Below are 13512 nucleotides of genomic sequence, written 5' to 3' on the forward strand. Positions count from 1 at the left end.
CTTTAAAGATGAGCAACGGTGCAACATATCAGTCTTCATACCGGCGATTCCCCCTTCGCTTGCGTGCCAGATTGCGCGACACACGCGGGTTTATGCTGGCCGAACAGTTAGTCAGCGTTATCTTCATCGGGCTGCTGGGCATCATCGTTGCCGCCGGCATCGGTGCGGCCATGAGCGTTTATGCAAACATCACGCGTCAAACCCAGGCTGACCAGATGCTCTTCCAAGCTGTGGCACGGGTGAGCGACGAATTCTCCTATGCTTTGTCGGTGGAGGGAAACAACGATATCGAACGACAAAGTGGGGGAAACGAGATCTACTTTGTCAGTGCGACGCTTCATGAACCGTGTGCTCTTATCAATAGTGAATTTGGGCGCGGCATCGAGCTTGCTGCCAACAGCGGCTACTCGAATTTGGCTCCCACGCAGCACGGCCTCAAAGCGGTGATTTCCGAATTGGTATACTATCGGAAAGCGAAAGACAACATCTCTGCGGGGACCTGGACTTTTCGCATTCAGATAGTTCCAGAAAACGCAACCGAAACCACCGTGTACGCGGAAACCACCATGACCGTGAAAAGAATAGGATCGTAGCAATGGCATACAAGCGCTTGGGAGACGTGTTGACCGATGCGGGGCTCATCACCGATGAGCAGCTGGGGCATGCGCTCGCGCAGCAGAAGGAGTCGAAGCGGCGCCTGGGCGACGAGCTCATCGCCGAGGGCGTCATCACGGAGGCGGAGCTCATCGAGGCGCTGCAGATGCAGCTGGGCATCGAGTTCGTGGACCTTTCCGCCATCGACCTCGATCCCGAGATGAGCCGCGTGGTGTCGAAGAACGTCGCCCGGCAGTACAACGTGGTGCCTGTGCGCACCACGCCCGAGGACGTGTACCTGGCCATGAGCGATCCGCTGAACTTCATGGCCATCGAGGCGGTGAAGAATGCCACCCGCAAGCGCGTTGTGCCCATGGTGGCCACGAACGACTCGGTCATGCGCGCCATCATGACGCTGTACGGCAACGAGGGCGCCGCCCGCGCCATCGAGGAGATGAAGCGCGACGCCCGCGCCGCCGGCACCGACGACGGGGGCAGCTTCCAAACCTCCACGCTGGGCGACGACGCCGACGCGCAGTCCGCCCCCACGGTGCGCCTGGTGAACAGCATCATCGAGCGAGCCGCTACCGAGCGCGCGTCCGACATCCACCTGGAGCCGCGCGAGGCCGACCTGCATGTGCGCATGCGCATTGACGGCGTGCTGCGCACCATCCTCACCGTGCCGAAGGAGCTGCAGGCTTCCGTCATCTCGCGTTTGAAGATCATGGGCGGCATGAACACGTCCGAGCGCCGCGTCCCCCAGGACGGCCGCGCGAACATCCGCCTGAAGAAGCAGGACATCGACCTGCGCATCAACACGCTGCCCACCATCCACGGCGAAACGGTGGTCATCCGCCTGCTGGACAAGAACGAGTCGCTCTTCGACCCCAAGGGCATCGGCCTGGCGGGCTCGAACCTGGAGAAGTACAACCGCCTCATCCATGCTAACAACGGCATGGTGCTCATCGTGGGTCCCACCGGCTCGGGCAAGAGCTCCACCATGTACACCATGATCCGCGAGCTGAACGACGACTCGGTGAACCTGGTGACGCTGGAAGATCCGGTGGAGTACAACATCGATGGCGCGAACCAGGTGCAGATCAACGAGAAGACGGGCATGACGTTCGCCAGCGGCCTGCGCGCCATCTTGCGCCAAGACCCTGACATCGTGGCGGTGGGCGAGATCCGCGACGGCGAGACGGCCGAGATTGCCATGCGCGCCGCCATCACCGGCCACCTGGTGCTCTCCACCGTGCACACGTTCGACGCGGCGTCCACCATCGACCGCCTCGTCGACATCGGCGTGGAGCCGTACCTCATAGCCAGCGGCGTGCGCGGCATCATCTCCCAGCGCCTCGTGCGCCTGGTGTGTCCGCACTGCCGCGAGGAGTATGCGCCGGACCCGGAGGAGCTGGACGCGCTGGGCATGCGCTACGACCCTGCGGTGAAGTTCTTCCGCGGCACAGGCTGCCCCATGTGCTTCGGCACCGGATACCGCGGGCGCACCGGGGTGTTCGAGATACTCGTGCTCGACCGCGCGCTGCGCGCCCGCATCACGGGCGGCGCCACGCGCGAGGAGCTGCAGACCGCCATCGAGCAGTCGGGTTCGTACCGCACCATGGCCGACAGCTGCCGCGAGCTCGTGCTGAACGGCGTGACCACGGTGGAAGAGGCCCGTAAGACCATCACGGCGCTGGAATAGAAAGGCGCGACCATGAGCATCGAACAACTCATCAACCATGCGCACGAGGCGAACGCTTCCGACGTGCATCTGGTGTGCGGCCTGCCGGTGAAGTTCCGCGTGAACGGCCACTTGGTGGATGCGGGCGTGGACGGCGACGCGCCGCTCACGCACGAGGCGTGCGAGCGCTTGGCGCGCGAGCTAGCCGGGCAGGATTACGCCTGCATAGAACGTGCGGGCGAGCTCGACCGGGCCGACACCATCGCCGGCGTGCGCGTGCGCGTGAACCTGTTCCGCCAGCAGGGGCATGTGAGCGCCGCCCTGCGCCTGTTGTCCGACGTCATCCCGCCGCTCGAGACGCTGGGCCTGCCCCCGGCGGTCATGGACTTCCCGAAGATCCAGCGCGGCATTGTGGTGGTGACGGGCGAGACGGGCAGCGGCAAGTCCACGACGCTCGCGGCGCTCATCGACGCCATCAACCACACGCGCGCCGAGAACATCATCACCATGGAAGACCCTATCGAGTATATCTACACGCCCGACCGCTCCATCATCTCCCAGCGCGAGATAGGACAGGACACGGCCAGCTACCACGACGCCCTGCGCGCCGTGCTGCGCGAGGACCCCGATATCATCCTCATCGGCGAGATGCGCGACCTGGACACCATCCAGACGGCGCTCACCGCCGCCGAGACGGGCCACTTCGTGCTGGCCACGTTGCACACGAAGTCGGCGGCCGACTCCATCGACCGCATGGTGGACGTGTTCCCCGAGGGCCTGCAGCGCCAGATACGCATGCAGATATCCACCACGCTCGTGGCGGTGCTGTCCCAGCAGCTGCTGCCGAGCCGCGACGGGGGTGGCCGTGCGCTGGCGTGCGAGCTGATGATGGTGACGCCCGCCATCCGCAACCTTATCCGCGAGGGGAAGACGCCGCAGATCCAGAGCTCGCTGGCCACCTCGGCCGCCGCGGGCAGCGTCACCATGGACAACGCGCTGCTGAACCTGTACCGGGCCCGCGCCATAGACGCCCAGACGGCGCTCGAAGCCGCCCACGATGTCGATTACGTGAGAAAGAACGTCCGCTGATGCCCACCTTCACCTACACCGGCCTTTCCGTCACCGGCGACAAAGTCAGCGGCGTCGTGGAGGCCTACGACGAGATTGAGGCTATGGAGCAGGCGCGCGACCTGTGCCGCATCGTGCAGAGCGTGAAACAGGTGCGCGAGGGCAAAAACATCCTGACCATGGACATAACGAAGCCGCGCGCGAAGCCGAAGCAGCTGGCCATCATGTGCTCGCAGTTCGCCATCATCCTGCAGGCGGGGCTCTCCATCGCCCGTGCCGTGTCGCTGGTGGCCGACCAGACCACCGACAAGTACCTGCACCGCGTGCTGGCCGAGGTGGCCACCGACGTGGCGAGCGGCCATGGCCTGGCCGACAGCTTCGAGAACAAGGGGCCCGAGCTGCCGCGCGTGTTCGTGGAGACCGTGCGCGCCGGCGAGGAGAGCGGCCATTTGCCGGAAAGCTTCGAGCGGCTGCACAAGTACTACGACAAGCGCGCGAAGGTGGGAGCGAAGGTGGCCAGCGCGCTCACGTACCCGATATTCGTGCTCATCATCGCCGTGGTCGTGGTGGCCGTGATGATGGTAATGGTGATTCCCGCCATCGCGGGCATGGTATCGTCGCTGGGCACCGATATGCCGGCCATCACTCAATTTTTGATTGATGCCTCGAACTGGGTGTCGGCCAACTGGCTGATCATGCTTATAGTGATAGTGCTGGCGGCGGTGGGGGCGAAGCTGTTCAGCACGACCGAGGCGGGCAAGACCCTGCTGGCGAAAGCGAAGTTAAGGATGCCGGTGCTGGGCGTGGTGGGCGAGTTCTCCGGCGCCTCGCAGTTCGCGAACACCATGTCCACGCTCATTGCGGCGGGCTTGCCCATGACGCGCGCCGTGGCCGTGACGGGCCGCGTGCTGGGCAACTACGTGCTGTCGCGCGAGGTGGGACGCATGGAGGCGGGGCTTGAGGAAGGCCGCACGTTGGGAGAGTGCATGGAGCAGTGCCGGTATTTCCCGCGCACGCTCATAGAGATGTGCTCGGTAGGCGAGCAGACCGGCGAGCTGGAGGCGACGCTGGAGACGATGGGCGAGTTCTACGACAACGAGACGCAGCGCGTGACCGACCGCGCGCTCTCGCTCATGGAGCCGACGCTGCTCGTGCTCATGGCCGTGTTCGCCGGGTTCGTCGTCATCGCGCTGTACCTGCCGCTTTTCACCATGTACGCGAACATGTAGGCTGTTATGCCACCGGGGGTGTGCTAAATGGTGGTATGATCGTTCGATCATGAACGGGGCTTGTTCTTGGCGGCGAGAGGCTGCCGGGAGAGAGAAAGGAAACAACGGTGAAGGAAATGATTAAGAGGGTAAGGGAAGAGAAGGGCGGCTTCACGCTCGCCGAGCTGCTGATCGTCGTAGCGATCGTACTGGTGTTGGTTGCGATTGCTGTGCCTGTGTTTACTGGTGCGCTAAATAATGCGAATAATGCCGTGAAAAATGCTGATATTCGTTCAGTCAAATCAGTTGCTGCTACGCAGATTCTATCTAGCAAAGACACGACGATTACGAGTGCGAAACAATGGAAAGCAGAAGCTACGGTAGACGCAGAAGGCAATGTTGGCCAAGTGACTCTAACTGCAGACACTACTGCGGATCCAAAAGATTCAGCCGTGACGGACAATAACGGTGGTTACAAAGTTACCGCATATATTGTGTCTTCTGATTTGCCCAATAACGACAGCGGCAAGAAATAGCCCTTGTCCCTCCCGCTCAACATCTTCACTCCTATGCAAGCGGCGATCCTCATCGGGGTCGCCGCTTTGCTCGGTGCGGTGTTTGGCAGCTTCGTGAACTGCCTTGCGTGGCGCCTCGTTCACGGCGAGAGCGTCCTTGCCGGGCGCAGCCATTGCACGAGCTGCGGGCATTCACTCGGAGTGCTCGATCTCATCCCAGTCATATCGTGGCTCGCGCTGCGCGGGCGCTGCCGGCATTGCGGCGAGCGGGTGAGCCCGCGCTACGTGATGGTGGAGCTGCTGATGGCCGCCCTGTTCGTCGCGCTTCTCGTCGTGTACGGCATAGGCGCGCCATGGTTCGCCTACGCAGCGCTCGCATGCATCCTCATGGGTGCCTCGCTCGTCGACCTCGACACGTACACCATTCCCAACGGCTTCGTGATCGCGGCAGCGGCCGTGTGGTTGCTCATGATGGTGGCGTCGTTCGCGTGTGCAATCGGCTTTCCGCTCGTTCCCGCAGCAATGCGTGAGCCCGCTGCGTTGGTGGCTGCCGACTCGCTCCTTGCCGGTGCTGCTCCCGAGGCCGTCTCCTCGGTTTTCGGCGTGGGCAGCCTGTTCGCCCCGCTGGTCGGGGCTGGCTGGCTGGCCGGCCTGCTAGACGGCCTGGCGGGCGGCCTTCTCGTGGGTGGCGGCATCCTGCTGTTCTCGCTCGTGTTCGACGCGGTGACGGGCAAGACGTCGCTCGGCGGCGGCGACGTGAAGCTGCTGTTCGCCGTGGGGCTGTTCCTCGGCGCGGCCCTGTCCCTGTTGAACCTGCTTGTCGCTTGCGTGCTGGGCCTCGTGTTCGCGGCTTTCCGCTTGCGCGGGGCTCCCTCGGCTCCGTGCGGCAAGGCCGTCAAGGACGCCGCGGGCGAAGGCGGGGGCGCCTCCCCGGAGAGCACCCCGCCGCCGGTGGACAAGGCCATCCCCTTCGGACCGGCCATCGCGGCGGCCACCATGCTCACGCTGCTGGGAGGCCCGCTCGTCCTCACCTGGTACGTCGGGCTGTTTTAGGGCTGGCCGCGCGGCCTGTTCCGGCAATGGCGCGGGAATGGCAGGGGGGATGGTATAAACTGTCCTTGAAAGGGAAATGCGGGATCGAAAGGACTTCTCCGCATGGGTAAAACCTACACGGGCGTCGATATCGGCAATGCGAGCGTGAAGCTCGCGGTGTGCGATGACGACGTCATCAAGAACATCGTGGTGGAGGCGCTGCCGGAAGGGCTCATGGCCGAAGGCAGGCTCATCAGCTTCGACGCTATGGCCGACTTCATCAAGGGGCTCGTCAAGCGCACAGGCGGTATTGCGAAGGATGCGGCCCTCGTGCTCTCCTCGACGGATTGCCTTGTGCGGCGGCTGTCCGTTCCGGCCATGACGGAAAAGGAGCTGGAGCTGAACCTGCCCTACGAGTTCCGTGATTACATCGCCCAGGGCAAGGATCGCTACTACTACGATTACGCGGTGCTCGCCACGCACCTCGATCCCGAGGGCGTGCCGGAGGGCATGGACCTGCTGGCCGCCGCCACCACGAAGCAGACCGTGGACGACTACCTGGAGATGTTCCGTCGCGCCGGCATGCGCCTGCGCATAGCCACGCCGGCGGCCGCGGCTTTCCAGAACCTGGTGGGCGGGAATCCGCGCGCGTTGGCGAACTGCTGCGTCATCGACTTCGCGCACAGCGGTACCAAGCTGCACTTCTTCGCCGACGGAGCCTACGACGTCACGCGCGTCATCGACATCGGCGGGGCCGACATCGACCGAGCCATCGCCGCCGAGCGCGGCGTGGACGTCCATGTGGCGAACGGGTACAAGCTCTCCGACTACGACGGCGTGCAACAGGGCGCGGCGGCCTTCGACGTCTACGAGTCCATCGCCGTGGAGATAGGGCGCGCCCTCAACTTCTACGGCTTCAACAACCCGGACACCAACGTGGAGATGGCGTACTGCTGCGGCGGAGGCTCGTCGCTGCAGCCGCTGGTGAACGCCGTGGCAAGCCATATCGATATAGACCTGCGGTCGATATCCGACATCATGCCCGAAGCGAGCGGCGACAACGATTTGCGCGCCCAATGCCCCGGCGCCGTGGGCGCGACCATGAAGGCCAGGTGAGAGTCGTGGTCGATCTCAACAAGGAAATATCGTTCGGTCCGTTCGGGCACAAGAAGGATGGCGCCGAGTCGCCGGAGCCAGGGGGCGCCCCTGGCTCCGGCCGCCGCGCTTCGCGCGGCGAACGTGCCAAGGTCGTGTACCCCACGAAAACCACCATCAACCTTGTCAAGCAAGAGGCAACCCACGGCAGCATCGCAACGCAAGTGGGCCTGTTCGCCATCACGCTCGTTCTCATCGGCGTGTTCGCGAAGTTCGCGGTCATCGATCCGTTGGCAAGCGGCATGGAAAGCTCGGCCGAGGTGGCTGCCGCCCAAGCGCAGCTCGACGAGCTCCAGGCCGCAAACGAGAACTACGCGGCCCTCAACGAGAAGTACGCGCGCTACGTAGTGACCGGCCTCACGGAGGAGGAGGCGAACCTGGCGAACCGCAACGCCGTGCTCGACCTCATCCGTTCGAACCTCATGTCCGTGGGCTATCTGTCCTCGGTCAAGGTGGTGGGCAACACCGTGACGGCGACGTGTCTCGGAGCCGATCTGACCGAGGTCTCGCGCCTGGTGGAGCGCCTTGAGGCGGATAGCCGCGTCTCGCACGTTACCGTGTCCACGGCCCAGGGAAAGGACAACGCGGCAACGTCGGCAACCATCGAGGTCACGCTCAAGGGCGCGCTCGACGATGGGGCCGAGACGGGAGAGGGGGCCGGCAATGGCGCGGCGTAGCATATTGAACCGATCCTTCTCCACGCGCGAGAAAGTGCTTATCCTGGTATTGGTGGCGTTGCTCCTGGTGGCATGCTACTACTTTCTGGTCGTCAAGAACGTGGCCGACACCAAGGCCGAGAACGACCTGCAGCTGCAGGAGATCCAGATGCAGGTCGACACGCAGACGGCCCTTGCCATGGCGCGCACGCGCATGGAGAACGAGCTCGCCGAGTTGGGAGACGTGGGGAAGCTGCCCGTGGTGGCCGCCTACGACAACATCCGCAACGAGCTCGACGAGCTGAACACGCTTCTGTCCGGCGTGGGCACCTACGATGTGAAGTTCAGCCAGCCCGAGCTCGACGGCGAGCTGGTGCGGCGTCCTGTCACCATCACGTACACCGTGGCGGGATACAACGAGGCGCTCGGTATCGTGCAGTCGCTCCAAAACGGCACGTACCGCTGCGACGTCACCGACTTCTCCTTGACCGGCAAGATGCTCGCCGACGGCAGCATCGAGAGCGTGAGCGCCACGCTCGACGTCACCTATTACGAGACGACGAAAGGCGCCACCAATTTGAGCGGCTTGGTTGACAAGAGCGCATCGTAGCTATCTCTAAGCGGTCGTCGCAAGGCGGCCGCTTTTAGTTTTCCCTCAGTCTCTCCAACACGAAGCGGTCCTTGCCGTCGGCCTTGGCGCGATAGAGGGCGCTGTCGGCTTGCTGGTAGGCGTCGCGGTACGGCATGGTGATGCCGGCCAGTTCCACGCCGCCGATGCTCAGCGTAATGGTGCGCTCGACGCCGTGTTGGTCGTCGAACGTCACGCCGTGGCCTACGAGACGTGCGCAGCGTTCGGCCAGCTGGTCGTAGTCGATAGGGCCGTCGATGCATACGGCGAACTCGTCTCCGCCCAAGCGTCCGATAAGGTCGTGGGGGCGGAAGGCGCCGCGCAGCTCTTCGGCAGTTTCGCGAAGCGCGACATCGCCGGTGAGGTGCCCGTACGTGTCGTTGACGCTTTTGAAGTCGTCTGTGTCGATGACCAGCATGGCTCCGCACGTGCCCGATTCCAGCAGCTTCTCGGCCTGCTCGCAGAACGTCGCCCAGTTCAGCAAACCCGTGAGGCCGTCGTGTCGCGCGCGATCCGAAAGGTCCATCTTCTCGCGCACCTCGTTGTCCACGCTCGTGATCTTACCGATGACCGAGATAGGCCGTCCCTCGTCGTTCGTCACCAGATGCGACGCGATGCGAATCCAGTGCTTTTCGCCCGGTCTGGGCTCGTACGGCAGATCTACGGAAGAGTTGGTAGGAGACGTGAGCGCGTCGAGCATCTCGGGGTCGGCATTGGCGGCGATAAGGGCGTGAGCGTGGGAGATGATGCGGTACGATCCGTCGTCCGACTCCTCGCCCACGGAGGCGATCACGCGCGAGCGGGAGCCCTTGGGGTTCGACATGATCAGCGTGTCCGCGGCAAGCGAGTACTCGAACAAAAGCTCGTTCGTCAGGCTGTACAGCTTCTGGAAACGCAGGTTCTCCTCGCGCACGCGGCGGTTGGCAAGCACGCGCGAACGCAGGTAGAGCACCAGCAGCACGATCACCACCACGAGTATGGCGATAGCTGCGATGGCGAACTCCAGCAGGTGGCTCGCAAGGAATGCGCCGACCTGCTCTTCGGAATCGACGAGCACGTTCTCGTATACGATGGAGTCCAGCTCCTCGGTGGAGAGGCCGCGAATGGACTTGTTGATGATAGACAGCAGGTCGGGCTCCACCGGATGCACAAGGCCGAAGCACACTTCGATGGCCTCGGTGGAGGTGGGCAGGGTCAGCAGGTTGCTCAGCCCGTCCACGTTCGTGTAGTACGGGGTGGTGTACGAGGTGCCGTACGTATAGTCAGCCCGGCCGTCGTTCACGGCCTTGAAGCATTCCTCCATCGACCCGTATATGGTTGTGGAGTCGTTAGCGGGCAGGGCGCTTTCCAGTTCCCAGGAAAGGGCCAGCTTCCGATTGGACAGATCGTCGGGATCGACGAACCGGTTGTATACGAGCAGCAGGTTCGTGGTCATGTACGGTGCAGAGAGCGACAGGCCCAAAGTCGAGGCCACGGTGTCGTTGCCGTCTATTCCGGCTACCAAGTCAACGCCGGCCTCGCGGATGGCAGATGCCATGTCGTCGCTGCGCTCGATGCGCACGACCTCGAACGAGAGGCCCGTCTTTTGCGACAGGCAGTCGAGCATGCCCCGCGACACGCCCTCGAGCTCGCCGGTCAGACGGTCGAAGGACTGGAGGGGCGCCCGTTCGGCGATGATTCCTACGCGCAGCGTATCGTGGTTGCGCGCAAACTCCGCCTCGTCGCTCGACAGCGCGTAGCCTGCGCCGTTGTTGGCGAAGTGCTTCTTGTAAAGGGAGTCCTGCAACTGGGGATTGCTCTCGTTGATGCGCTCGATGGTCTGGTCGATCTCGTCGATGATCGTGCGGTCGCCCTTCGGCGCTGCGAAGAAGAACGGTCGCCCGGCGAACGTGGCAACCACGTGGAATCCCTCGACGGGACTGATATCGATGCCAAGGAAGGCGTCGGCCTCTCCCGATATCGTCCTCTCTGTCAGCTCGTTGTTGGCGGAGCATTCTACGGTGGTGTACTCAAGGTTGTTTTTCTCGCAGAAATAGACGAGCTCTTCGCGCCGCTGCTTCGCGGAGCTCAAAAGAGCAATGCTCAACGGCCCCTCGGTGAAGAGGTTGGTCGACGTTATTTTGGCGTTCTCGTTGGGGACGAACAGCGAGGTGTGCGCCGTGCCGTAGCTGTTCCGGGGATACTCGTACATGTCGTCGAGTGCCGGGCTGTACGTCATACCGCACTCGAGGTCGATTCGGCCGTCATCGAGCATGTTCATCAGGTCGACTGCCTGGTCGTTGGTGGTTTCGCCCTCGGCTTCCACGAACTCGTACGTCCATCCGGTGAACTGTGCGATACGCTGCAGGTAATCGTAGGTGTAGCCTTCGAGCGTACCGTCGGCATTGCGGCAGAGCATGCCTGGGATATCCATGTACCCCACCCTGACCACGCGTTGCTCGAAACCGGTTGATTGGGTGCCCGGCGTTGACGCCGTATCCGCGAATGCCCTGCCCGCTGCGCCGTCGTTGGTGGCCGGTATGATGGACATGAGGGTGCAGGCGAGCAATGCGGCAAGGACGATCCTCGCCACAACGGAGAAGCGCGCTATTCGGGATATTCCCACGACCATTAACCCTCTTTCTGCAAGTGCTGTCATTGTAACCCCAACGGGGTGTTCTAACGCACGAGAACGACAACTGGCAAGAAGGGTTCAGCTCTAGGTTGCGGCTCGGAAGCCCGCTTGCGAAAATCCGAGAGGAAATGCCTCATGGGCGCTTGACCCGGACACGCGCGACCGGTACAATATCGTTCCACGTCCTCACGGACGCGTACCTGTGGTCGGGTAGCTCAGTTGGTAGAGCAGCGGACTGAAAATCCGCGTGCCGAGGGTTCAAGTCCCCCTCCGACCACCACTGCAACGACAGCGCCCCGAATCCTGAGATTCGGGGCGCTTTTTGTGTGCCGAGCAGGGCACGCTCTGGTTTATAGGGTTATAGGACAAAACGTGTACCCTGGCCCTAATCCCAATCGCTTCTCCAAGGATCGCTTGTATGCGGGTCGTTCCAAGCGACTGCGGTGCCCCATCGAGGGGTTATAGGCCGAAACGCGTACCTTAACCTTAATCGCAATCAAGTTGGTAGGGACCGCTGGAATGGAGGTGTGCGGGGTATGTCGGGGTGAGCGGCTGCGAACAGGTTAGGGAGACGGGCCGGCTTCTTGCCCTTGCTGCGCCGCCCAGGCGGGAGGTTATGCCGTCTGGGTATCGTCTTCCACCCGGCCGCGGATCTTCTTGACGGTGCGGCCCAGCATGCCGCCCAGCTTGGGCAGGTTCTTGGGGCCGAAGATGACGAGCACGACCGCGAGGATCAGGATCAGCTCGGGCAGTCCCATGCCGAATATTTTCATTGTCCGCCCCTTTCGCGGTCCGGTTTTCCGATGCCTTGGGTAGTATAGCAGCCCTAACTTTATAGCGACTATAAAATTATGGTAAATAAAGAAATGACTCGCGAAACTTCCGTATAATGCAAGAAGTTTAACGGGCAGGACGGTGGGGGGATGAGCAGGCATGGAGAAGCCGGGCGAGCGGAAGAGAGCGCCGAGGGGCGAGAAGCGGAAGGCGCCGGGCGAAGGGGCTCCAGATGCCGTTGGATCACCCGCCGAGCCGGAGGATAGCCCGACGGTTGCGGACGCCGTTGCGGTTGGGGCGGGCGCCGAGGGCTTGCGCGAGCGCAAACGCCGCGAGACGCGCGCGGCTATCGAGCGCGCGGCTATCTCGCTGGTGGACGAGCTGGGCTACGACAACGTGACCGTGGCCATGATCAGCGATCGGGCTGTGGTATCGCAAGGCACGTTCTTCAACTACTTCCCCACGAAGGACGCCGCCATCGTGGGGCTGGGGCTCGTCAACCTCGATGCCGAAGCCGTCCATGCTGCCTACGACCGCATAGAGGGCACGCCGTACCACGCCACGCTCGCGCTGTTCCTCAAGGTGGTGCGCGATCTGGACTGGACGAGCGAGATCGCCGCCATGCGGGCGCGGCTGGTGGCCCAGACGCCGGCGCTTATGAAGCTGTTCCTAGACGGCACGTTCGGCTTCGTGTCCGAGTTCCGCGGCATTTTGACCACCTACTTGGAACAGCATCCCGAGAGGCGCACCTGCCCGGACGAGCTGGCGCCTTCCGAGGAGGCGGGTCTTGTGGTGGCCGAGGCGCTTGAGGCGGCGAAGTTCGCGCTGGCCCGCGCCACGGCCGATCCCGATGCGTCGCTCCCCGAGGCGGCCGAAGTGGAGGCCGTCGTCAGGCGGATCGTCGGGTAGGGCGCCGCGCCTGCCTTCCGCGGTCTGCGTGCAGGACGCGGCCGGTCGATGGAAAAGCAGCGCATGAGCGGGCGCGCGCTTTCCGAAACCCCTACAATAACAGGATCGAACAATACGCGCGCCGCCGCGTCAGGCGGCGCCGAGCGAAGGAGGCCACATGCCCTGCGAGAACAACAATCCGGTCGTCGGCATCATCATGGGATCCGAGAGCGACATGCCCGCCATGGAGCCGTGCATGAAGCAGCTCGACGAGTTCGGCATCACCTACGAGGTGAAGGTGGCCAGCGCGCACCGCAAGCCGGCCGAGGTGCACGAGTGGGCCTCGACGGCGCACGAGCGCGGCATCCGCGTAATCGTGGCGGCCGCGGGCAAGGCCGCTCACTTGGGCGGCGTCGTGGCGGCGTACACCCCGAACCCGGTCATCACCGTGCCCATGAAGACGAGCGATCTGGGCGGCCTCGACTCACTGCTGTCCATGGTGCAGATGCCCTCCGGCGTGCCGGTGGCTTGCGTGGCTATCAACGGCGCGAAGAATGCGGCCATTCTGGCCGTGCAGATCCTCGGCACCGGCTGCGATACCGCCCGCCAGAAGATCATCGACTTCAAGCGAGGTATGGCCGAGGCGTAGGCTGCGCCGACCGCGCCTCGCCCGGACGCGCGCGCATGGAGGCTGCCGGT

13 protein-coding genes and 1 tRNA gene are annotated in these 13512 nt (G+C 63.4%); 12 read left to right on the forward strand and 2 right to left on the reverse strand.

Features of this window, described 5'->3' with window-relative positions; translation table 11 throughout:
- The first annotated feature begins 8 nt into the window (after positions 1-8).
- From K9U15_RS01875 to K9U15_RS01915, 9 genes are all read left to right on the forward strand, one after another.
- Entirely contained in the window at positions 9-593 is a 585-nt protein-coding gene (locus K9U15_RS01875) for a hypothetical protein (protein ID WP_123672913.1), read from the forward strand.
- A gap of 2 nt (positions 594-595) precedes the next feature.
- Positions 596-2296 carry a GspE/PulE family protein gene (locus K9U15_RS01880; RefSeq protein ID WP_278806840.1) on the forward strand — a complete coding sequence of 567 codons (1701 nt, stop codon included), beginning with the start codon at positions 596-598 and terminating at the stop codon, positions 2294-2296.
- A gap of 12 nt (positions 2297-2308) precedes the next feature.
- Positions 2309-3364, forward strand: coding sequence for a type IV pilus twitching motility protein PilT (locus K9U15_RS01885; RefSeq protein ID WP_301155523.1), 1056 nt, complete (start codon positions 2309-2311; stop codon positions 3362-3364).
- Entirely contained in the window at positions 3364-4572 is a 1209-nt protein-coding gene (locus tag K9U15_RS01890) for a type II secretion system F family protein (protein ID WP_123672906.1), read from the forward strand. The genes K9U15_RS01885 and K9U15_RS01890 overlap by 1 nt, the downstream gene beginning before the upstream one ends.
- A gap of 116 nt (positions 4573-4688) precedes the next feature.
- Positions 4689-5087 (forward strand): prepilin-type N-terminal cleavage/methylation domain-containing protein, encoded by a 399-nt coding sequence (locus tag K9U15_RS01895; RefSeq protein ID WP_154270092.1) that lies wholly within the window; start codon positions 4689-4691, stop codon positions 5085-5087.
- 3 nt (positions 5088-5090) lie between these two features.
- Positions 5091-6119, forward strand: coding sequence for an A24 family peptidase (locus tag K9U15_RS01900; RefSeq protein ID WP_154270083.1), 1029 nt, complete (start codon positions 5091-5093; stop codon positions 6117-6119).
- Between the two features lie 102 nt (positions 6120-6221).
- Positions 6222-7214, forward strand: a complete 993-nt coding sequence (gene pilM, locus K9U15_RS01905; protein WP_154270082.1) for a pilus assembly protein PilM — start codon at positions 6222-6224, stop codon at positions 7212-7214.
- A gap of 5 nt (positions 7215-7219) precedes the next feature.
- Positions 7220-7930, forward strand: a complete 711-nt coding sequence (locus tag K9U15_RS01910) for a hypothetical protein (protein ID WP_301155524.1) — start codon at positions 7220-7222, stop codon at positions 7928-7930.
- Positions 7917-8519: a hypothetical protein gene (locus tag K9U15_RS01915; RefSeq protein ID WP_154270081.1), complete on the forward strand. Its 603-nt coding sequence runs from the start codon at positions 7917-7919 to the stop codon at positions 8517-8519. Before K9U15_RS01910 ends, K9U15_RS01915 begins: the two co-directional genes overlap by 14 nt.
- A gap of 34 nt (positions 8520-8553) precedes the next feature.
- Here the strand turns inward: K9U15_RS01915 and K9U15_RS01920 are convergent, their stop codons facing one another.
- Complete coding sequence (locus K9U15_RS01920) at positions 8554-11148, reverse strand: diguanylate cyclase (RefSeq protein ID WP_241675381.1); 2595 nt, start codon at positions 11146-11148, stop codon at positions 8554-8556.
- 207 nt (positions 11149-11355) lie between these two features.
- Between K9U15_RS01920 and K9U15_RS01925 the strand changes: the two genes are divergently transcribed.
- A tRNA-Phe gene (locus tag K9U15_RS01925) sits at positions 11356-11431 on the forward strand.
- A gap of 334 nt (positions 11432-11765) precedes the next feature.
- On the opposite strand, the gene K9U15_RS01930 is transcribed toward K9U15_RS01925, so the two are convergent.
- Entirely contained in the window at positions 11766-11924 is a 159-nt protein-coding gene (locus K9U15_RS01930) for a twin-arginine translocase TatA/TatE family subunit (RefSeq protein ID WP_087191187.1), read from the reverse strand.
- A 160-nt stretch (positions 11925-12084) separates the two neighbouring features.
- Here K9U15_RS01930 and K9U15_RS01935 point away from each other — a divergent pair, with 160 nt between their 5' ends.
- Entirely contained in the window at positions 12085-12834 is a 750-nt protein-coding gene (locus K9U15_RS01935; RefSeq protein ID WP_227153964.1) for a TetR/AcrR family transcriptional regulator, read from the forward strand.
- A 157-nt stretch (positions 12835-12991) separates the two neighbouring features.
- Complete coding sequence (gene purE, locus K9U15_RS01940; protein ID WP_123672896.1) at positions 12992-13462, forward strand: 5-(carboxyamino)imidazole ribonucleotide mutase; 471 nt, start codon at positions 12992-12994, stop codon at positions 13460-13462.
- Positions 13463-13512 lie beyond the last annotated feature (50 nt).

It is taken from the genome of Gordonibacter sp. RACS_AR68, assembly GCF_030418485.1.
Classification (GTDB): domain Bacteria; phylum Actinomycetota; class Coriobacteriia; order Coriobacteriales; family Eggerthellaceae; genus Gordonibacter; species Gordonibacter urolithinfaciens.